Origin of the sequence: Erythrobacter sp., assembly GCF_038133525.1 — a bacterium.
In the GTDB taxonomy this organism is placed as follows: domain Bacteria; phylum Pseudomonadota; class Alphaproteobacteria; order Sphingomonadales; family Sphingomonadaceae; genus Qipengyuania.
On record NZ_JAYPTL010000003.1, the window covers coordinates 1 to 19,806 of the forward strand.

The 19,806-nt window shown below is 62.3% G+C and carries 19 protein-coding genes; 6 read left to right on the forward strand and 13 right to left on the reverse strand.

Translation table 11 applies throughout. The features are described 5' to 3' along the window. From AAFM29_RS01235 to AAFM29_RS01275, 9 genes are all read right to left on the reverse strand, one after another. A partial coding sequence (locus AAFM29_RS01235; protein WP_341711001.1) for a methyl-accepting chemotaxis protein occupies positions 1–1,147 on the reverse strand: 1,147 nt, incomplete at its 3' end. A 76-nt stretch (positions 1,148–1,223) separates the two neighbouring features. Next, on the reverse strand, positions 1,224–3,026 hold the full coding sequence (locus AAFM29_RS01240; protein WP_341711002.1) for a methyl-accepting chemotaxis protein: 1,803 nt from the start codon (positions 3,024–3,026) through the stop codon (positions 1,224–1,226). Beyond that, positions 3,023–4,555 (reverse strand): bifunctional diguanylate cyclase/phosphodiesterase, encoded by a 1,533-nt coding sequence (locus tag AAFM29_RS01245; protein ID WP_341711003.1) that lies wholly within the window; start codon positions 4,553–4,555, stop codon positions 3,023–3,025. Before AAFM29_RS01245 ends, AAFM29_RS01240 begins: the two co-directional genes overlap by 4 nt. A gap of 117 nt (positions 4,556–4,672) precedes the next feature. Next, complete coding sequence (locus tag AAFM29_RS01250) at positions 4,673–5,536, reverse strand: protein-glutamate O-methyltransferase CheR (protein WP_341711004.1); 864 nt, start codon at positions 5,534–5,536, stop codon at positions 4,673–4,675. Beyond that, positions 5,527–6,615: a chemotaxis-specific protein-glutamate methyltransferase CheB gene (cheB, locus tag AAFM29_RS01255; RefSeq protein ID WP_341711005.1), complete on the reverse strand. Its 1,089-nt coding sequence runs from the start codon at positions 6,613–6,615 to the stop codon at positions 5,527–5,529. Before cheB ends, AAFM29_RS01250 begins: the two co-directional genes overlap by 10 nt. 11 nt (positions 6,616–6,626) lie before the next feature. Next, complete coding sequence (locus AAFM29_RS01260; RefSeq protein ID WP_173215133.1) at positions 6,627–6,992, reverse strand: PleD family two-component system response regulator; 366 nt, start codon at positions 6,990–6,992, stop codon at positions 6,627–6,629. A 55-nt stretch (positions 6,993–7,047) separates the two neighbouring features. Beyond that, positions 7,048–7,482: a chemotaxis protein CheW gene (locus AAFM29_RS01265; protein WP_341711006.1), complete on the reverse strand. Its 435-nt coding sequence runs from the start codon at positions 7,480–7,482 to the stop codon at positions 7,048–7,050. After that, positions 7,479–9,893 (reverse strand): chemotaxis protein CheA, encoded by a 2,415-nt coding sequence (locus AAFM29_RS01270; RefSeq protein WP_341711007.1) that lies wholly within the window; start codon positions 9,891–9,893, stop codon positions 7,479–7,481. Before AAFM29_RS01270 ends, AAFM29_RS01265 begins: the two co-directional genes overlap by 4 nt. A gap of 46 nt (positions 9,894–9,939) precedes the next feature. Further along, a complete protein-coding gene (locus AAFM29_RS01275) occupies positions 9,940–11,307 on the reverse strand; it encodes an MATE family efflux transporter (RefSeq protein ID WP_341711008.1) in 1,368 nt (455 codons plus the stop codon). A 122-nt stretch (positions 11,308–11,429) separates the two neighbouring features. On the opposite strand from AAFM29_RS01275, the gene AAFM29_RS01280 reads away from it, so the two are divergent. Together AAFM29_RS01280 and AAFM29_RS01285 are read left to right on the forward strand one after the other, a co-directional pair. Then, the gene (locus tag AAFM29_RS01280) at positions 11,430–12,197 is read left to right on the forward strand and encodes a class II aldolase/adducin family protein (protein ID WP_341711009.1); all 768 of its coding nucleotides are present in this window, start codon (positions 11,430–11,432) and stop codon (positions 12,195–12,197) included. A 23-nt stretch (positions 12,198–12,220) separates the two neighbouring features. Further along, on the forward strand, positions 12,221–12,772 hold the full coding sequence (locus tag AAFM29_RS01285) for a (2Fe-2S)-binding protein (RefSeq protein ID WP_173215128.1): 552 nt from the start codon (positions 12,221–12,223) through the stop codon (positions 12,770–12,772). Here the strand turns inward: AAFM29_RS01285 and AAFM29_RS01290 are convergent. Next, positions 12,769–14,868 (reverse strand): TonB-dependent siderophore receptor, encoded by a 2,100-nt coding sequence (locus AAFM29_RS01290; protein ID WP_341711010.1) that lies wholly within the window; start codon positions 14,866–14,868, stop codon positions 12,769–12,771. The genes AAFM29_RS01285 and AAFM29_RS01290 overlap by 4 nt on opposite strands. Positions 14,869–15,037: 169 nt before the next feature. Between AAFM29_RS01290 and AAFM29_RS01295 the strand changes: the two genes are divergently transcribed. Then, positions 15,038–15,382 (forward strand): arsenate reductase family protein, encoded by a 345-nt coding sequence (locus AAFM29_RS01295; RefSeq protein ID WP_341711011.1) that lies wholly within the window; start codon positions 15,038–15,040, stop codon positions 15,380–15,382. A gap of 38 nt (positions 15,383–15,420) precedes the next feature. Here the strand turns inward: AAFM29_RS01295 and AAFM29_RS01300 are convergent, their stop codons facing one another. Beyond that, on the reverse strand, positions 15,421–16,788 hold the full coding sequence (locus tag AAFM29_RS01300) for an MFS transporter (protein ID WP_371830700.1): 1,368 nt from the start codon (positions 16,786–16,788) through the stop codon (positions 15,421–15,423). Between the two features lie 124 nt (positions 16,789–16,912). Between AAFM29_RS01300 and AAFM29_RS01305 the strand changes: the two genes are divergently transcribed. After that, positions 16,913–17,521, forward strand: a complete 609-nt coding sequence (locus tag AAFM29_RS01305; RefSeq protein WP_341711083.1) for a methyltransferase domain-containing protein — start codon at positions 16,913–16,915, stop codon at positions 17,519–17,521. Here the strand turns inward: AAFM29_RS01305 and AAFM29_RS01310 are convergent. Next, a complete protein-coding gene (locus tag AAFM29_RS01310; RefSeq protein ID WP_341711013.1) occupies positions 17,518–18,351 on the reverse strand; it encodes a hypothetical protein in 834 nt (277 codons plus the stop codon). The genes AAFM29_RS01305 and AAFM29_RS01310 overlap by 4 nt on opposite strands. A gap of 56 nt (positions 18,352–18,407) precedes the next feature. On the opposite strand from AAFM29_RS01310, the gene lipB reads away from it, so the two are divergent. Together lipB and AAFM29_RS01320 are read left to right on the forward strand one after the other, a co-directional pair. Next, positions 18,408–19,079, forward strand: a complete 672-nt coding sequence (lipB, locus tag AAFM29_RS01315; RefSeq protein ID WP_341711014.1) for a lipoyl(octanoyl) transferase LipB — start codon at positions 18,408–18,410, stop codon at positions 19,077–19,079. Next, complete coding sequence (locus AAFM29_RS01320; RefSeq protein WP_341711015.1) at positions 19,076–19,381, forward strand: hypothetical protein; 306 nt, start codon at positions 19,076–19,078, stop codon at positions 19,379–19,381. The genes lipB and AAFM29_RS01320 overlap by 4 nt, the downstream gene beginning before the upstream one ends. Here the strand turns inward: AAFM29_RS01320 and AAFM29_RS01325 are convergent. Then, positions 19,378–19,656, reverse strand: a complete 279-nt coding sequence (locus tag AAFM29_RS01325; RefSeq protein ID WP_371830701.1) for a hypothetical protein — start codon at positions 19,654–19,656, stop codon at positions 19,378–19,380. The two genes, AAFM29_RS01320 and AAFM29_RS01325, sit on opposite strands and share 4 nt — an antisense overlap. Between the last annotated feature and the right edge of the window lie 150 nt (positions 19,657–19,806).

Consider the following 19,806-nt stretch of genomic DNA (forward strand, 5'->3'; position numbering starts at 1 on the left):
GGCCGGCGACCGATTGCTGGTCGACCGCGCTGGCGATGGAAACCGCGGTGGTTTCCAACTCGCGAATCTGGTCGGCGATCGAACGCAGTGCGCCCACGCTGGCACCAGTCGAATCCTGCATGGCGCGGATCTGTTCGGCGACCTCTTCGGTTGCCCGGCTGGTCTGCGCGGCCAGTTCCTTGACCTCGCTGGCGACCACGGCAAAGCCGCGTCCTGCCTCACCGCCACGCGCTGCTTCGATCGAGGCGTTGAGAGCGAGCAAATTGGTCCGCTGCGCGATCGACTGGATCATTTCGACGATCTGGCCGACCTGATCCGCCGAAGTGGCGAGGGTGGAGATGGTCTTGTCCGCACCGGCGGCGGTTTCGGTAGCCTTGCGGGCCAGTTCGGCCGAGTGCGAGGCCTGACGGCTGATCTCACCGATCGACATGGCGAATTCGTCCGACGCGGCCGCTGCAGCGGTGGCGCCCTGCGATGCGCGGTCCATGGAGGAGATTACCTGGTCTGCCTGGTGCGATGCCTGTTGCGCGGTCGAGGCCATGCTCGATGCGGTCGAGCGGAGTTGGCTCGATGCGGCGGCAACGCTGCCCACCACTTCGCCCAGGCTTGAATCGAAATCGTCGGCCATCTTGCGCAATTCTGCCTTGCGCTTCTCTGCGGCTTCCTTGCGACCGGCGAAAAGTTCGTCGAGTTTGTAGCCCGACTTGGTGAAGATCTCGAGCGCGCGAGCGAGATCACCGATCTCGTCGGTGCGATCGGTACCCGTCACCTCGATATCGCGGGCGCCCGCCGCCAAGCGATGCATCTCGCTGGCGATATGCATGAAGGGCGTGATGACCTGCTTGCGGATGAAGGAGAGGCTGAACACACCACCCAAAAGGCCGTTGGCGGTCAGCAGTGCGATGCCGATCATCGCGAACTTCGCATTGTCGGGATCGGAGAAGCCCCAGAAAGCGAGTGCCGCCAGCAGGACCTGGCTGATCATGCCGAAGCTGGTCGCATAGACGGCCTTCTGATCGATCGTCAGCGACATGAACCACCGGCCCACTGCCGTGCGACTTTCCTCTGTCGCGCCGACATAGCCAACATTCACAGTTGCGATCTCGCGGATGAGATCGTCTGCAATCACACTGCTTTGGGCATTCATCGCGTTGTTCTTCCCCGTTTTTAGCTTTTCCCCGTTAAGCCATCGTCAACCGTAAGAAGGAAAGTTTGAGAAGCAGTTAAGCCGCTCGTACCTGTCGCAGGAAGGTATCGACCTGCGATTGCAGAGTGCCTGCCTGGGCTTCCAATTCATTGGCCGAAGTGAGTACTTGGTGTGCAGCTGCACCGGTCGCCAGCGACGTCTCGCGAACCTTGACGATGCTGCCAGAAACTTCGTCGGTCGAACGGGCGGCGAGATCGATGCTTCGTGCCAGATCCTGGCCGGCGACCGATTGCTGGTCGACCGCGCTGGCGATGGAAACCGCGGTGGTTTCAAGCTGGCGGATCTGATCGGCGATCGAACGCAGGGCACCTACGCTGGCGCCGGTTGAATTCTGCATCGCACGGATCTGTTCGGCCACTTCTTCGGTTGCCCGGCTGGTCTGGGCAGCCAGTTCCTTGACCTCGCTGGCGACTACCGCAAAGCCGCGTCCTGCCTCACCGCCACGCGCCGCCTCGATCGAAGCGTTGAGGGCCAGCAAGTTGGTGCGCTTGGCAATCGACTGGATCAGCTCGACGATCTGGCCGACCTGATCGGCTGAAGTGGCGAGGGTGGAAATGGTCTGATCTGCATCGGTCGCGGTCTGCGTCGCCTTGCGGGCCAGTTCGGCCGAATGCGATGCCTGACGGCTGATCTCACCGATCGACATGGCGAACTCGTCGGAGGCCGCAGCCGCCGCGGTCGCCCCGGCAAAGGCCTGTTCCATCGAACTGGACACTACAGCCGTCTGCCCGGTGGCATGTTCGGCAGCGCTGGCCATCGAACTCGCGGTAATCTGCAACTGGCTCGAAGCTGCAGCCACACCGCTGACGACTTCACCAACCGTCCGCTCGAAGCTTTCGGCGATCAGCATCATTTCCTTGCCGCGCTCGGCACGCATTGCAGCGCGTTCCTGCGACATTTTCTCGAATTGCCACGCTGCACGCAGGAACACTTCCAGCGCACGGGCCAGCTCGCCGATCTCGTCCTGGCGGCGAGTTGCCGGAATATGCAGGTTCTTCTCGCCGGCAGCCAGCTGGCTGGCCACCGCGGTCATGCGGCGCAGCGTGCCACTGACGTCGCGGGCCAGGAACCGGGTGCTTAGCAGGATAGTCGAAACGCCGACGATGGCGACGATCACAAACAAGGCGAACAGCCATCCGATGGCGATTTCGGCGCGTGCGTCCGCTTCCAGGCCGATCTGTTCGAGCTGTTCGCGCTGTGCCCGTGCCTGTTCGATGAATTTGCCGCCTTCGACGTAGAAGCTGTCGGAAAAGGCCTGCCATTGATCCTGGGTGCCGCGTGAGCGCTGGGCGGCTGCTACGCGCGATGCCATCCCGGCGAGGCTCGAATTCAGGGCCTTGAGGCCCGGCAGTGCACCGGGAGCGACCTCGCGCGCATCGGTCTGTATCCGGGTCAACAGGCGGTCGGCTTCGCGGAAGGCATCCTGCGCGGCGATGAGATCGCCGCGTTCACCCGAAACCGCATAATGCTGGATGAACATCCGGCCTTCTGCAGAATAGGAGACCAGTTGTGCCGCGCGGACGGCCGCATCCGACAGGACCATGCGTTCGTGCTTCAGGTTGAGCGCAACATACCCGCCGATGACGGTAGCAAGCACGCTCAGCGCGACTGCGCCGACATTGGCAAAGGCGATCGAGCGTAGCTTCTGGCCGACCGACATCGAATAAATCCAGCCGCGAAAGCCGCCTGGGACCTCTTCCTCTTCGACCGCCTGAATCTGCTCGAAAGCAGCCTCGTCATAGGCATGGGATTCGGCCGCTGCAGGCGTGACTTGTTGTTCGGCCACGAGGCCGTCGACCATTTCGGACAGGGAGCTCATGCGGCCTTCGAATCCTTTGCAGGAGTGGCAGTGGCGACCCCCACGGGGTGGCCCAGATGTTGCGGGATTTCTTCAGCGGGCATGGCCTTGAAATAGAGCCAGCCCTGGATTTGGTCGCAGCCGGCGGCGCGCACCATGTCCGCCTGTTCCTGCGTCTCGACGCCTTCTGCGGTAACGCCCATCTTCATCGCCCGGGCGACGGTAATCGACGAAAGCATCATCGCGCGGCTGCCGTCGTCTTCGCCGGCCTGCACCACAAGGCTGCGGTCAAGTTTCAGCTTCTCGAAGCGGAACTGCCGCAGGAAACCGATCGAGGCATAACCGGTGCCGAAGTCGTCCAGCGAAATCTTGACCCCGAAGCCGCGGATAACGGCAAGGCTGCGCTCGGCGACGACCGGATCGAGAACCAGGCAGGTTTCGGTGATTTCCAGCTCCAGGCGTTCCGGATCGAAACCGGTTTCCTCGAGAATATGTCCGAGCTGGATTGGAAATTCGGGGTTGCGCAGCTGCGCGGCGGAAATGTTCACCGAAAGGGTGATGTCGTCCCATGGCAACGCGTCGCAACATGCCTGGCGCAGGACCCATAGGCCGATCGCGTTGATCAGGCCGCTTTCCTCGGCAACCGGGATGAATATGTGCGGGCCTACGGGCTTACCGTCCGGCCGCTGCCAACGCAGCAGGCACTCGACGGCCACGACCATCCGCGTGGTGCTGTCAACCAAGGGCTGGTAGGCCAGGCGGAATTCGCCGTTCGCCAATGCGGCGCGCAGCTCGTCGTCCATTTCCTTGAGCTGCTCGCGGCTCTGATCGAAGGCCGGTGTGAACCAGGTGCAGCGCATCTTGCCGCCGCGCTTCGAGGCATACATGGCGACGTCGGCGCGGCGCAGGAGTTCAGACGATGATTGCGTTTCGGGCGGAGTCGATCGGGCCAGTCCGATACTTGCGCCAAGCGTAAGCCTGCGTTCTTCGACCTTCACCGGCTTGGCAAGGCGTTCGACGATCCGGCGGCACACCCCTTCGAGCAGGGTTGCCGAAACGGGTCCCGCCATCATCAGGGCGAATTCGTCGCCACCCAGGCGGTAGACGACTGCCTCGCCATCGGTGATTTCCTGGAAGATCCGGCCGCATTCGCGGATCGCCGCGTCACCCACGAAATGTCCGTAGTGATCGTTGACCAGCTTGAATCCGTCGAGGTCCAGCAGGGCGAGGGCGACTTCTTCGCCCTTCTGCTCTTCGCGCTGGATATCGAAATGCAAGGCCCGGCGATTGGGCAGGCCGGTCAGGCTGTCGCTGCGGCTGATACGTTCGATGTCGCGCAGATGGCGCAGGCCGCGTACCGCAAGGAATGCGACAGCAAGCGCGAAGATCGAGGAACCGGTCGCGAGGATATAAACCGGTCGACCGATGCCGGTCAGCCTGCTTCCAAGGGTGAGGGCCGTGGTCGCGAGGAAGATCGTCGCAAGTACGACGATCGGGCCGAGCACGACGGACTTGTCGTCGCCCTGTGACTGATCGAGCCTCGTTGCCACCTATCCCCCCGATGGCGCCCGGTATTCTTTCTACGGATCCCGGCCTAGCTACTATTGCCAAAGGAAATGTAAACGACCGGTTTACCCTCTTTGGTAGGAAATAGGCTCATGCTCTCGTCACCGCGCTGCGATGGCCTGGGGTAGCGGAGTAACCCGGGTCGCGATCGAAGTCGGTCGGTAGATCGAAGAGCCCCATTCCGAGGATTCGAAGCGTTCTGTCTGGCCGACCACCGTCTCACCCGCGCCCAGCATGAGATAACCATCCGGCGCGGTTGCACTGGCCAATCGATCAAACGCGGTCCGACGGGTCGCGGGATCGAAATAGAGCAGCACGTTGCGGCACAGCACCAGATCGAACCTGCCCGGCATTGGCGGGAAGTCGAGGACGCTCTGCTGCTGGAACCGGGTCATCGAGCAGATCCGGTCACTTGCCTGCCATCCGCGCGGAGTTTCCGAGAAGAAGTTCAGCATCTGGGCGACCGAAATGCCGCGCTGGATTTCGAACTGAGTATAGCAGCCGGTCTTGGCGGTGGAGATCGCCTTGCCCGAGACATCGGTGCCGATGATGTCGATCTGCCAATCCTGCCAACGGCCCGGCTGTTCGCAAAACAGCATGGCAAGGCTCAGCGCTTCCTGCCCTGTTGAACAGCCTGCTGACCAGATCGACAGTTTCTTCGTGCCCTGCCGCTTGCGCGCCAGATCGGGCAGGACCTGGTTGGCCAGCATCGTGAAATACACGTGATCGCGAAAGAAGTAGGTCTCGTTGTTGAGCAGCGCCTCGACCACCTTGGTGGCTAGGTGATGCTCGCCCGGCCGCTCCAGCAGGCATGCCAACTGGTCGATGTTGTCGATCCCGAACTCGCGGAACAGGCCTGCCAGGGCGGTTGAAACGCGCCACCGGCGGCTTTCTGTCAGCTGCTGGCCAGTCCGCTGCGCAAGCAGGTCCGAGATGATCCTGTGCGATGCGTCATTCACGCCCATGCGCCGGCCCCAGCACTGGCGAGCACTTTCTCGGCGAGCTCTTCGGGCGGCAACACGGCGGCGGCGAGGCCCATTTCGGTTACCGCGCGGGGCATGCCCCAAACGGCGCAGGTATCCGCGCTCTGCGCAAGGATCGTACCTCCAGCGGCGGCAATGGCCTGTGCGCCATCGGTGCCGTCGCGACCCATGCCCGAAAGCAGGACCGCCGCGACATGGCCGTCATAGGCTTCGGCGAGCGTTTCGAACATCGGATCGACCGATGGCATGCAGCCGCTCTTGACCGGGTGATAGGCGAGCCCCGTGACATGGCGGCCGCCCGATTTGCGAACCACCATGTGGCCATGCCCGGGCGCAATGATGATGTGCCCACGGCGGATATCCACCCCCTCGTCCGCCAGCAGGGCGGGGCGGTTGGCTGCCATTTCCATTTGCTTGGCAAACACCGGGATGAAGCTGTCGGGCAGGTGCTGCGTGATCAGGATCGGAAGGTCGAAGCTGCTCGGAATCTTGCGCAGGAACAGGTTCAGCGCATGGATACCCCCCGTTGAGGCGCCAATGGCGACGACCTGCGGGCGCTTTAGCGAGCGGCGCGGGGCGGCGGCGATCCGTGCCGGCGCAGCAGGTGCGGCGACATCAACCCCGGCCAGTGCCCGGATCTTGCCCAGCAGTGTGTTGCGATAATCGTCGTTGAAGCCGCCCGGGCGCGGCTTGAGCATGGTATCGGCTGCGCCCAGCGACAACGCCTGAACTGTATGTTCGGCACCGTCCGCGGTGAGCGAGGAGATTACCAGGACCTGAGCCTTCGGGGCCGCCTTCTGGATCCGGGGCAGCGCCTCGATACCGCCCATGCCGGGCATTTCGAGGTCGAGCATGACCACGTCGACTTCCTGCGCGGCGAGCTCCTCGAGGCCACGTTCGGCAGTATTGGCGGTTGCGACGATGCGGATGTCGTTCTCACGCTGCAACATGCGCGTGAAGACCGTGCGAACGGTCAGCGAATCATCGACGATGAGGACACGCACCACCTTCTTGCCGGTGGCGACGGGGTCGACCCGTTCAGTGCGTAGGACCGCGCCCATGCCCGGCCTCCTCAGGCCATGCCAACAAGCTGGAGCTTGATCTGCAGGGTTTCGTGGTCGAACGGCTTCATCACATATTCGTCAGCGCCGGCGCTGATCGCTTCGCGGATATGCGCAACGTCGTTTTCGGTCGTGCAGAACACGACCTTGGGCTTGTCGCCACCATCGCGCTGGCGCAGGTGCGTGATGAATTCGATCCCGGTCATGACCGGCATGTTCCAGTCGAGCAGGACCACGTCGGGCATCGATTCAAGGCACTTGTTGAGCCCTTCCTGGCCGTTCTCCGCCTCTTCCACGGCAAAGCCCAGCGTCTCGAGGATATGCCGCGAAACTTTCCGGATGACGCGCGAGTCGTCGACGATAAGGCAGGTTTTCATATATGTGACCTCACAAGCTGTTCCTCCGGCTTAGCGGCTTTGGGTAACTATTCGCTTAAGCCGCCTTCGCGATCGGGCCGGAAACCAGTGCTTCGATATCTACCAACAGTGTCGGACCGTCCTCGGTCTCGACCATGCCACGCGCGGCGCGCTGCCAGCCGGGGCCGAACCCGCCCGGAACCGCGACCGGATCGCCCAGCGCTTCGCCCACGTCATAGGCGTCATCAACCAGCAGAGCGTAGGGATGGCCATCGACCTCCACCACTGCGGCGCGCTGTTCGCGCACTTCGCCGCGGCTCTCGAGACCCAGCGCCAGCGCCGAATCGATCACCGTCAGGGCCTGGCTGCGCAGCGCGGTAAGCCCGCGGATGAAATCGGGCGTGCCCGGGATCGGGGTGATCTCGTCAATCTCGATGACCGACTGCACCCGCACCGCCGTCAGGGCAGCGCGGCGTCCGGCGATCATGCACATGAGCAGCAATTCGGTCATGCGGTCCTCCCCTGGCGAACCTGCGTGAGCGCGGCGAGCAGCCCGTCGCGGTCGTAGCGATAGATGGCGTCGTGGCCGTCACCCGCGTCTTCGGGATCCTGGCACAGGCGAATGGTGTTGCGGGCCGTGGTAGCGGGCACCTCTTCCTGTTCGGCGAGCACGATGGCGACATCGGCTTCCTCCGCTTCGTCGGTGACGATGCGGTAGCCTGCGGCCTCCACCAGCGGTTCGAGGATCGTCCGTGCCCAATCGCTGGACGCCGGGATACGGCAGGACAGCGGATGTTCGTCACGCTTGGCGGCGCAATGACGGGCGAACAGCGCATGCCCGTCGACCACCGGGATCGGCCGGTCCTGGATCAGGGTAACGCCTTCGATCGCCGAATCGTCGGGTGTCGGCACGATCTCATTGGTGATCTCGGTCGCGTCGAGCACTTCGGACACGGCGTAGACCACCTCGTTCTCGCCGTCCGAAAGGCGCAGGAGGCGGCACTTGTCTTCGGGCAGATCGCCGTATTCGAGACCGACCAGCGTGAAGATCGATCCGTCGATCACTGCCTGCTTGCGGTTGCCGTCGATATCGATCGCCTCGCGCGATACCGTATCGATGCGACGAACCATCTCGAGGCGCGCCGCGCGGCAGCGACCATCAAGGCCGAGGAACAGCATGACCTGCTGGGCCTTGCGGCGTACAACCACCTTGTCTTCCTCGACCACCTGCGAATTGCTCCGCCCCTCGCTGACCAGCGAGCGGGTCACGGCGATGCTCGGCATATCGAGCAGCATCATCGGGCGTCCGTCATCGAGCAGGGTGGTCCCGGCATAGAGCCGCGTCTCCATCACCGCTGGCGCGATCGGTTTCACCACCACATCTTCGTGGTCATAGACACGGTCGACGGCGAGGGCGAAGACATCGTCGCTTGCCAGCCGGACCAGAACCAGAGTCTTCTCTTCCCACAGCACGTCGTCGTTGCTTTCCGTGCCAAGGATGTCCCCCAGCGAAAGGCAGGGGACGCGCTTGTCGCGGAAAGTCACGAGACGGCGTTCACCCGCTTCGGCGAACTCGACGTTCGAGCTGGAGCCGAACACGATTTCTTCGACGTAGCTGCGCGGAATGGCATAGCGCTGGCCGCCGGAACCCACCGTCAGCGCCGCAATGATGCTCAAGGTCAGCGGCAGCTTGAGGTGGAAGCTGGCACCTTCGCCGGGCTTGCTGACCAGGTCGATCGAGCCACCGACACGTTCGATATTGGCGCGCACCACATCCATGCCGACGCCGCGGCCGGACACCGAACTGACCTTTTCCGCAGTCGACAGGCCGGGTTCGAAGATCAGGTGCTGCTTGCGCCGCTCCGACATCTGGTCGACTTCGGCCTGCGAATAGATGCCGGCTGCAACAGCCTTGGCTGCCAGGCGATCGCAATCGATGCCGCGCCCATCATCCGAAATGACGATGCTGATCTGGTTGCCCGATTGTCGTGCCGCGAACCGCAGCAGGCCGATTTCGCGCTTGCCCTTCTTCAGTCGTTCACCGGGGCCTTCGATGCCGTGATCGATGGCATTGCGAATGATGTGCGTCAGCGGGTCGCGCACCATCTCGATCATCTCGCGATCAAGTTCGACCTCGCCACCTTCGAAATCGACCATCACCTGCTTGCCAAGCTCGTTCGACAGGTCGCGGACGAGCCGGGGAAGCGAGCTGAACAGGTGCTCCAGCCGCTGCATGCGCATACGGGTGATCGAATCGCGCACATCGGCGAGGATTGCCGAAAGGCGTTCGAAAGGCCCATCGATGGTGGGCTGTTCGCCCGCTTCGCGCAGGCGACGCGCCAGGTCGTTACGGGCCAGGACCATGTCCGAAACGCCCTTCATGACCTCGTCGAGCAGGTCGACCGGAAGGCGGATCGAACGCTGGACGCCAGCGCGAGGCGCCTTTTGTGCACCATCACCGGCCTTGTCCGCGGTGGAATCGTCATTTGCCGCCATGGCGGGGGCTGCCGCTATGGTTTCCTCGATCACCGATGCGCCAACGATTTCGACCTCTTCGCTCGGCTGCAGCGCGGCGATCAGCTGTTCATCGCCGCCCTCGGGAAATTCCTCACCGGCTTCGATGGCGTCGGTCATGTCGCGGATGCGATCGATGATGGCCAGGACTGCGGAAACCAGGGCGCTGTCGGCTTCGCGACGACCGGCGCGGCATTCGGCCAGTGCGTCTTCCGCAGCGTGGCTCAATCTCTCCAATCGCGGGAAGTCGAAGAAGCCGCAATTGCCCTTGACCGTATGAACGAAGCGGAAAATCGTATCGAGACGCGACCGATCCGACGGATCGTTTTCCCAAGCAACGATCTCGCCGCCGCTGGCTTCCAGCATTTCGCGGGTTTCGGCGACAAAATCGGCCAGCAGGTCATCCATAGCATTCGCCCCTGATACGTATCAGGGCGGCTATGCATTAAGATGGTTAACGATTGGTTCTTGGTGGAATTTCAGTACGCGGCGCTGCCTGCAGCACCCGCCAGGCAAGGAATGCAGCGAATGCGCCCCCTGCCAGATTCGCAGCGAGCTCGGCCGCGTAGATCGCCTGTGCGCCCCAGAATGGCCGGAGCAGCCAGCCCATCGGCAACATGACGAGGAATACGCGGGCAAAGCTTTGCAGCAGGGCATATCGCGCCTGGTCGACCGCATTCATTGCCCCGTTCGCTACGATCAGGACACCGAAACCGGCATAACCCCAGACCGAAATCGCGAGGTACGATGAAAACTGTTCGATTACGGCCGGATCGTCGGTGAAGAAATCGGCGAACCAGTCACCGAAGGCGTACAGAAGGACTGCGACGGCCAGGCCATATCCAATACAAAACAGTGCCGCTTCGAGCATGGCCAGCCGCGAACGGTCCGGCTGGTTGGCGCCCCAGTTTTGCCCGACGATCGATCCAATCGATCCCGACAGCGCGAGCAAGGGAACTACGGCAAAGCTCTGCAATCGACCCGCTGCACCGAAGCCTGCCACGGCAGCTTCGCCCTGGCTGGCAAGCAATGCGGTCAGTACCGACAATCCAATGGGGTTGATTGCGTTGGAAAAGGCCGCCGGTCCGGCGACGCGCATGATGGCTACCGCCGATTCCCGCATCCGGCATTTGAGGACCAGGCTGGGGTGGATCTGCAGCAGGGTATGCCGGACGAGATAGAGCGCCACGGCGATGCCCAGTGCCCAGCCAGCAAGGGTTGCATAAGCCGCACCGGCCACGCCGAACCCTTCGAAACCGCCGACCCCCGTGATCAGCAGCGGGTCGAGAATCCAGTTGGCGATTGAATAGGTTAGCGAGATGTAGCTGGTGAACCGCGCCTCACCCTGGCCGCGCAGGATGCCCGTCATCGCCATCTGTACCAGCAGCAGCGGCATGCCCAGCGCGAAGGGTTCCATGTAATCGCGGATCAGCGGCAGCAAACTTGCTGGCGCCTGCATCAGGCGGAACAGCGGTTCGAGCAGCAAGTGCAGCGACACGCCGAAGATGAGGCCGATTGTCAGCGCGAAGATCGCGCCGAAATTGGCACGGCGTTCTGCCCGGTCGCGGTCGCCTTCGCCCAAGGCGCGGGCGATGACCGAGTTGATGCCGACCATCACCCCGACGCCCAGACTCAGGATGGCGATGGTGATCGGAAAGATGAAGCTGACGGCTGCAAGCTCGCTCGGGCCAAGCCGCCCGATGAAATAGGCATCGATCAGGCCAACGGATGAAGATGCGGCAACGCCGATCATCATCGGAACTGTCTGGGTTACGAGATGGCCACGGATGCTACCTCGGGAAAGTCTGGCCGTCTCACTCATTCGCGCTGCGCCTAGCGGGCCGGACAGGGCTTGCCTAGAGCCGAGTTGGGTCTGGCAGCTTGCCTATCCCGCCAGCCGCGTGCGATACGGGTCTTGAAACAAAACCTTCGAGGAGAGCGCCCGTGGCCACCCAGATCAAAGCCCGCGATTTTGAATGCAGCGATGCCGAATGGCAGGCGCGCCAGGATCTCGCGGCATGCTATCGCATCTTCGATCACCTGGGCTGGGGCGAAAGCATCTACAACCACATATCGGTCGCGGTGCCGGGTGAGGATGACACGTTCCTGATCAACCCGTTCGGCCTGCTCTATGACGAAGTGACCGCCTCGAACCTGGTCAAGATCGATGTGGAGGGCAACAACGTCGGCCCGTCGCAATATATGGTCAACAAGGCCGGCTTCACCCAGCATGCCTATTTTCACAAGCATCTGGGGGCGAAGGCGAACGCGATTTGCCACGTGCACACGACCGCGACGATGGCGGTGTGCAGCCACAAGGGCGGACTGCTGCCGACCAATTTCTATGCCTGCAATTTCCAGGGTCAGATCGGCTACCACGATTTCGAAGGCGTGACCGTGCGCCCGGAAGAGGGCGAGCGGCTGGTCGAAAATCTTGGCGATCATTCGATCCTGATGCTGCGCAACCACGGCCCGGTGGTCATGGACCGCACCATTCCCGGCATGTTCGTGAAGATGTGGGCGCTGCAACGTGCCTGTGAAATCCAGGTGGCCACGCTGTCGCAGGGCGAAGCCAATATCATCTCGCAAGAGGTGGTGGACGTGCACCAGCGCGACCTTTCGGTGATGGCTTCGCAAGGTGGTGCGGGCATTTTCGACTTCGAAGCATGGAAGCGCCGCGTTTCGAAGATCGACGACAGCTGGAAATACTGATCCGCCCGGGATAGGCCCGCTGCATGACCAGCATGACCGTAAACGGGCGGCCCGTCCGCTTCCGGATGGATCCCGACACCCCGCTGCTGTGGGCCTTGCGCGATGCGGCAAACCTGACAGGCACCAAATACGGTTGTGGCGAGGGGGATTGTGGCGCCTGCATGGTTCACGTCGATGGGGAGGCGTTGCGTAGCTGCCTGATCACCATCGCCGAGGCCGAGGGTCGGTATATCACCACGATCGAGGGATTGAGCCGCGATCGTTCGCATCCGGTGCAACAGGCAATGGTGGCCGAACAGGCGATCCAGTGCGGGTTCTGCACGCCGGGGATCGTGATGGCGGCGGCCGCACTGCTGGACAAGAACCCGGCGCCGAGCGAGGCCGAGATCAAGGCTGCGATCCCCAACCTGTGCCGCTGCGGGGTCTATCCCAGGCTGGTTCGCGCTGTTGAAAGGGCGGGGCGGGTGAAGCGGCGGCGCGAACGGATCAGCGCTGCCCCGTCACCCGGCATCAGTGCCGAGGACGCTGCGCGGGAAGTCCCCGCCATCAGCGCCCCCGGCAATCCCGACAATTAGAGCGCGACGCGCACCCCGAACTTGGCCGTCAACGGCTTGCCCGGCTGGATGTTGTTGTCGCCGTGCGCGCTTGCGTAATAGTCTTCGTCGAACAGGTTCTCGACGTTGAGCTGCAGGCTGACGCGGTCGTTTAGCGTGTAATAGGCCGCCGCATCGACGCGCCAGTAATCGGGCAGCACCACATTGTTGCTGATGCTGGCGAACTGCTCGTCCTGGTAGATTACCCCGGCGCCAAGGCCGAATTTGTCCGTCAGGTCGACACGGTTCCACAGCGCGATCTGGTGCTTGGGCAATTGCTGCAAGATGTCGCCCGCGCTCGCACGCTCCGTGTCGCTGCGGATTTCGCCGTCGAGATAGGTATAGCCCAGGCTAACCTGCCAGTTGGGCAGGATCTTGCCGACTAGGCTCGCTTCGAAGCCTTCGACGCGGCTCGAACCGGTCAGCACCACGATGCCCGGATTGGCGGGGTCGGTGGCGGTCGTGTTGGTACGATTGAGGCGGAAGACCGCAACGGTGGCGAACAGGTCGGGCTTGATCGCCCACTTGGCGCCGACCTCGAAGTTCTCGAACTTTTCCGGCTCGAGTTCGGCATCTGCGGTGCTGAGCGACGTGAACTGATCACCCGACTGCGGCAGGAAGCTGGTCGAATAGCTGCCGTAGATCGAGAGATTTTCCTGCGGCTTGAGGATTACCCCGACGCGCGGGCTCCACTTCTCGTCGACGCGGCTGGTGGGCGCGGGTGCGGCCGGATTGATCAGGTTCGTCGCATCGAGGTCGAAGCGGTCGTATCGCACGCCGCCCACCAGCTGGACGATCCCGAAGTCGAGCTGTTCCTGGACATAGGCCGAGAACGTATCGAGCTGCGAGGTGGTGAAATTGGTGGTGCGTCCGACCCCCACAGCCGGGACCGAGATGACGCGCGAGAGCGGGCGATCGATGTCTTCCACACCCCCGCCAAAGTCGACTTCCGTGCGGAAGGCGTCGGTCTGCTGGTCACCGAATTCGACGCCCGCGAGGAAGGTCGAACCGATCCCATTGAAGTCGGTATCCCAGATCAGATTGGCCTGGCCGATCCAGTTCTCGCGATCGGTTGCGCTGGCATAGCCGCCCAGGCTCACCGTCGTGCCATTGGTGCTGCTCGGGACGACGTTGCCGTAGTACTTGTCGTAGTTCGAATACTGGCCCGAAACGTTGATGCTCAACGTGTCGCTAAATTCATGATCAAGCTTCACACGCGCAATGTGTGCAATGTTGGTCGAAATATTGAAATCGCGGCTCCCGAAGAATGTCCGATCAAATCCGCGCAATGGCCCACCATCGAGCGACGGTATGCCGCGGTCGGTCACGCGCTCGTCGTCGTCATAAGTGTAGTGCGCGGTGAGGCGGGTATTTTCGCCAAGCTGGGTGGTAACGGTCGGGGAAATACCGATAAAGCGACCTTCGTAGAAATCGCGGTGGTTGCCAAACTCTTCATATGTGGTGCTGATCCGCCCGGCGAGAGCGTCGCTGAATGGAAGGTTGACATCGCCGGTGAGAGCAAACGCGCCATAAGTGTCGATGGCGGCGTCGAAGCCTGCAGCCAGTTTGCCGATCTCCGCCGTCTTGCTGACGCGATTGATGATGCCGCCGCCGCCGCCGCGGCCGAAAATCAGGGCATTTGAACCCTTGAGCACTTCGATGCGCTCGACGTTGTAGAGCGAGCGATAGTACTGTGCATCGTCCCGCAGACCATCGAGGTAGAAGTCGGCAGTGCTGGACTGGCCGCGGATATAGACCTGGTCCCGGTGACCTTCGCCGGTTTCGAGAGAGACACCCGGAACATAACGCAGTGCTTCGTTGAGCTGGGTAATCGCCTGATCGTCGAGCTGGTCCTCGGTGATCATGGTGATAGCCTGCGGAACGTCGATCAGCGCCGTGGGGGTTTTCGTTCCGGTCGACCCGTCATTGACGTCATACCCGTTGTTGGAGCCTGTAACGACGATGTCCGTCGGCAGATAATCGCGCTGCGGTTGTGATTCGGCGGCCTGCGCAGGAGCAGCTATGACTGTGACGGCGGTACCGAAGAGCAGGGCAGAACGGGTGGAAAAGAGGGCCATAGGAACTTTCTTCTTGCGAATGACTATCAAAAGCAGATGTGCTGCTATTGCGAACCATTCGCACATTCAAGGTCAAATCGCAGAATCCATCATGAAAAAATCGCATGAACAGCTTCCACTGATCGCGTCTGTCGCTTAGTCCGCGACCGAACGAAGGAGAGTCCCCCCTATGAAAGCAACCATCTGGCACAATCCCAACTGCGGCACGTCGCGAAAGACCCTGGCGATTCTCGAGAATCTATCGTCGGTCGAGGTGACGGTGGTCGAGTACCTCAAGAATCCGCCCAGCCCCGAGAAGCTTGCGCAGCTTTATCGGGATGCGGGGATCGCGCCGAACGAGGCGTTGCGTAGGCGTGGGACTGACGCCGAAGAACGTGGTTTGCCAAGTGCCGATGCGGAGACTGTGCTTGCTGCGATGGCAGCAGATCCGATCCTGATTGAACGGCCCTTGGTCGAGACGGAAAAGGGCGTACGCCTATGCCGCCCGCAGGATCGGGTGCTCGAAATCCTCTGACGAGTTCCTAGCGGTCTCTGTGCTGCTACATCCGGGGGTCAGCGTCGCTCGCGCATCAACTGGCTATCGGCTTGCAATGTGCGCCACCCGTAGAGAAAGACAATTGCGCATAGCGCGATAATGAGGCCAAAGCCGTACCAGTCCGAATGGCCATACAGCCAGACCCCCAGCGCCGGGGCGTAGATGTAGCTCGCTCCGGCGACTGACGCCGTAATGCCCGATGCCTGACCTTGCTCGGCGCGGGTCACCGCGAGCGATGTTCCAGAGGTTGATCCAGGACGGAACAGGCCGAAGCCGAGCGAAGCAATCGCGAAGCTGAGCGCGATAAAATGGATATCGTTCGCTACTGAAAGCATCGCGACACCGATCGCCGCCACTGCGATGCCCGACAATGTCGCCGAGCGCGGCCCCAGATCGAATCGCGGGATCAGGCCCCACTGTGCCAACAGCGTGGCAATCGCGCCCGCCATCAGGACCAGCCCGACGGGACCGGTTCCTTCCGATGGTGTGGCGCGCAATCCCAACCGATCGAGTACGAGGAAGCCCGCAATGCCCAGCATCATGGCCTGTGCATGCCCGCCCAATAGTCCAACGACGACCCAGGGGCGCAAGCGAGGCTCGAACCAGCGCAATTTGTGCGGCTCGATCTCATCGTCCTCATCCTCATCGTCGCTGCGTGCGAGATCCGCGGTTGGGCTGCCCGAATAGGACGGATCGTAGGCCTTGCCCTTGGCAGGGAACTGCGGCTCGTCATTCGGCAGGCGCAAGCGAAGCGCAATGAGTGTGATAATGCCGATCAATGCGAAGATCAGGAATGGGCCGGTCAAACCAACTCCTGGAAGCACCATGAGCGGGGCGAGTGCTGGGCCAATCACCGTGCCCAACCCGAAACTGGAAGCAATGAGCGAGAGCGCCTGTGTGCGTTCCGAACGGGGTGTGCGGCTGGCCACATAGGCCTGCACCGCGGGCGGGGCCGCACTGCCGAAACCACCGTAAAGGCTGCGAGAGGCCGCAAAGAGCACAAGTGCCCAAAATGCTGTGAGATAGCCCGACAGGCCAAACCATAGCATCAGGCCGCAGAGTGAGAAGCTGACAATGAAGCCAACAAGGCCAAGCGCCATCATTGCTTTGCGCCCGCGACGATCCGAGCGTTCGGCCCAGATGGGTGCACACACGACCCAAAGCAGGGCCGACCAAGAATAGGCGAGACTAATCCAGACATCCTGGATCTTCAGCGCCGTGCCGATCGATGGCATGACCGATTGCATGGCGGTGTTTCCAGCCGCTGTGGTCAGCATGACCGCAAAGAGCAACACCATGCGCTCGCGCGAAATCGGTTTCGCCGGCGCGACAGGTGGCGCTGAAGATTGCGCAGCAAGAGGAGGGGAAGGTTCAAGGTCAGCCATCGCGCGTTTCGCTACGCTGACCGCTGCACGCTTGCAATGGTACCGCGCGCCTGTCACACCGCAGCCGATCACACTTGGGTCGTTGTGGGGGGTCAGTTTGTCTTTCGAACAAGGTGTCGGCGCAATCGAGCGCCGGAACTTCAGGCAGAAAGCCGCGCGTTTTTTTGGTCAATGGGGCGTGTTCTTCCGCGGTTTTCTGGAAGAACCGCGCATGGTTGGGTCGATCATCCCGTCATCCCGTTTCACCATCGAGAAGATGCTGGCGCCGGTCGACTGGTCGACTTGCGAAGTCTTTGTCGAATATGGCCCCGGTGTCGGCACATTTTGCCAGCCTGTCCTGGATCGACTGCGGCGTGACGGGACGTTGATCGTGATCGACACCAACCCGCTCTACATCGACTACTTGCGCAAGCATTTCACCGACAGCCGGTTTCACGCCGTTCACGGTTCGGCGGCCGATGTTGAGGACATCGTCCGTGCCCATGGCAAGGATCATGCCGACTACGTGCTGTCGGGCCTCCCATTCTCGACCCTTCCGGCAGGTGTGGGTCCCGCAATCGCCGCGGCCACATATCGTATCATCCGGCCCGGTGGCGCCTTCCTGGTCTACCAGTTCTCGGCCAAGGCGCGTGACTTCATGGCCAAGCATTTCGAACGGATCGATAGCGGCTTCGAACTGCTCAATGTCCTGCCTTGCCAACTGTTCTGGGGCTGGAAGGAACCGAAGTCCTAGGATCCGCCGGCACGTGGCACGCTCGCTCCGCCCTGTTCCAGGCGGCGTAGCTGGCGGTGAACGGCTGCCATAACGGCAGAGATCAGCAGCATAACCCCGGTGATCACCGCTGCGGATACCAAAGCTCCGCCTGCTTCCTCGAAGGCCGGACCACCAAGTGCCAGGACGACGCCCGTAACCAGCATCACCACCGCGATCACCACGAAACCCGCGAGCGCCAGCAGGATATAGAACAGTAGCAATCGGCTGCCGTACCCACGGGTCATTGACCATGACGCCGCAATCACGCGGAACGGGTTCAGTTCTCCATCGACAGCGATGATTGGCGTGGCCAGCGACAGGCGTGTGGCCAGATAGATGGCCACGGCTATCGCGCCGATACTTGCGACAAAAATCAAAGCGGCAAGGCCGGTAGCGCTGGCGATCGCGATGATCAGCAAGGCCACGATGTTGATCGCCATGTTCTGCAGGAACAAAGTCAGCCAGGCCGGAATAATTGATTTGAGCCCGATCCCGATGGCATCGCCAACGGTTGGCCTCTCGCGCCGCCCCAGCAGCGCCACCATCGACAAGAGACCGATCGTGACGATGATCCCGGCTGCGATAAAGGCCCACCAGGTTTGCGCATAGAAGGCCTCAATCGCCTTCATCGCGGTTTCGAAGCTCGCGCCCTGAGGCAGTTCGGGCAATGCCGCGATCGATGGCAGCACCAGCAGCAGCGTGGCGTAGGGCAGGAAGACGAATATCCCTGCGATGGCCGAAAGCAATCCGGCGTTGTCGCTGGCGAGCCGCGTGGTTTCCCGCCACGCCGTATCGAGGTCGAATTTCATACCTGCACTCTCCTTGCCCCTTGATAAGCGGGGCGGTAGTCGCCACGCAATCGTCGATGTCCATTCCGCCCCCCGAAACCATCGAATGGCGCGCCGAGGTTGGCCAGGTTGGCTATCGCGCGGCGCTTGCCGCAATGGAGGAACGCAACCGCGTGATCTCTGAGGGCTCAGCCCCCGAAATGATCTGGCTGCTCGAGCATCCGCCGGTCTACACCGCCGGGACCAGCGCCGATGGCGCTGAACTTCTCGATCCGCGTTTCGAGGTGGTCGAGGCCGGACGCGGCGGGCGCTACACATATCATGGGCCGGGGCAACGGGTCGGATACGTATTGCTCGACCTCAGGGAACGCGGGCGCGACGTGCGCTGCTTCGTCCATTCGCTCGAAGGCTGGGTCATCGCCACGCTAGGGGATATTGGGGTTGACTGCTGGCGCGCGGAAGGTCGCATCGGGATATGGACTCGCGATATTGACGGGGGCGAAGCTAAGATCGGTGCGATCGGCGTGCGTGTCCGTCGTTGGGTGACGATGCACGGTTTTTCGGTCAACCTAGCCCCTGACCTGGGTCACTTTGCAGGAATTGTCCCCTGTGGGATCGAGGAATTTGGGGTTACCAGCCTCGCGAAGCTGGAGATCGACCTTGCGCCTGAGGCCTTCGATGAGGCATTGCGGGCGCGCTTCGGCGACTTTCTCGCCGCGCTCCAAGGAAAGGCCCGCGCGCTGCCATGATCCGTCCCTGCCTGACTATCGCCGGACTTGCGCTGTTTCTGTCTGCCTGCGGTGACCAGACCGCATCGGATTCGAGCCAGGTCGACGAACGCAAGGCCCGGGGCGAGGTACTGGGTGGGTCGATCAGCGATTCGATGATTCCGCTCGATACGCTGGAATCGAAGTCGCCGCCTCTTAAGATCGAGCCCAGGTCTGCTGCAAGCGACCCGACCGATGGTGCGGCTGACGCGGTGGACGATGCGGCAGCGGAGCCGGCGGAAGCAGCCGAAGCTGCCTCCGCCCAGCCACCTGCCGAGAATTAAGCCGGGGCTTCAGCCCGTTCCAAGGTCGGGTAGTCGATGTAACCCTCCGGCCCCTTGCCATACCACGTGTGCGGTACGCCCACGTTGGGAGCGATCGGGGCACCCTTTGCAAAGCGCTCGGGAAGGTCTGGGTTTGAAATGAAGTCGCGGCCCCAGCTCACGGCGTCGGCCCGTCCGGTCTCGATATCGGCGACCGCACCTTCTGGCGTGTAATCGCTGTTGAGAACCAGCGCGCCCGAGTAAATGCTGCGGATCATCGGGCTCTGCTTGGGCACGTCAGTGCGTCCGAACGTCCCCTCCGGTCCCGGTTCGCGAAGTTCAAGGAAGGCCAGGCCTAGGTCCTCGACGACGCGGGTCGCGGCGGGGCCAGACGCCGCCCGCTCGCGGTAGTGGCAACCCCCCCGTTAGCCCGGGGGGGGCATGCG

Bases quoted from the DNA above. Each gene is read 5' to 3' on its own strand.
- AAFM29_RS01240 (WP_341711002.1), bottom strand. From the start codon at position 3,026: ATGAGCTCCCTGTCCGAAATGGTCGACGGCCTCGTGGCCGAACAACAA.
- AAFM29_RS01250 (WP_341711004.1), bottom strand. From the start codon at position 5,536: ATGGGCGTGAATGACGCATCGCACAGGATCATCTCGGACCTGCTTGCG.
- cheB (WP_341711005.1), bottom strand. From the start codon at position 6,615: ATGGGCGCGGTCCTACGCACTGAACGGGTCGACCCCGTCGCCACCGGC.
- AAFM29_RS01260 (WP_173215133.1), bottom strand. From the start codon at position 6,992: ATGAAAACCTGCCTTATCGTCGACGACTCGCGCGTCATCCGGAAAGTT.
- AAFM29_RS01265 (WP_341711006.1), bottom strand. From the start codon at position 7,482: ATGACCGAATTGCTGCTCATGTGCATGATCGCCGGACGCCGCGCTGCC.
- AAFM29_RS01270 (WP_341711007.1), bottom strand. From the start codon at position 9,893: ATGGATGACCTGCTGGCCGATTTTGTCGCCGAAACCCGCGAAATGCTG.
- AAFM29_RS01275 (WP_341711008.1), bottom strand. From the start codon at position 11,307: ATGAGTGAGACGGCCAGACTTTCCCGAGGTAGCATCCGTGGCCATCTC.
- AAFM29_RS01285 (WP_173215128.1), top strand. From the start codon at position 12,221: ATGACCAGCATGACCGTAAACGGGCGGCCCGTCCGCTTCCGGATGGAT.
- AAFM29_RS01290 (WP_341711010.1), bottom strand. From the start codon at position 14,868: ATGGCCCTCTTTTCCACCCGTTCTGCCCTGCTCTTCGGTACCGCCGTC.
- AAFM29_RS01295 (WP_341711011.1), top strand. From the start codon at position 15,038: ATGAAAGCAACCATCTGGCACAATCCCAACTGCGGCACGTCGCGAAAG.
- AAFM29_RS01300 (WP_371830700.1), bottom strand. From the start codon at position 16,788: ATGGCTGACCTTGAACCTTCCCCTCCTCTTGCTGCGCAATCTTCAGCG.
- AAFM29_RS01310 (WP_341711013.1), bottom strand. From the start codon at position 18,351: ATGAAATTCGACCTCGATACGGCGTGGCGGGAAACCACGCGGCTCGCC.
- lipB (WP_341711014.1), top strand. From the start codon at position 18,408: ATGTCCATTCCGCCCCCCGAAACCATCGAATGGCGCGCCGAGGTTGGC.
- AAFM29_RS01320 (WP_341711015.1), top strand. From the start codon at position 19,076: ATGATCCGTCCCTGCCTGACTATCGCCGGACTTGCGCTGTTTCTGTCT.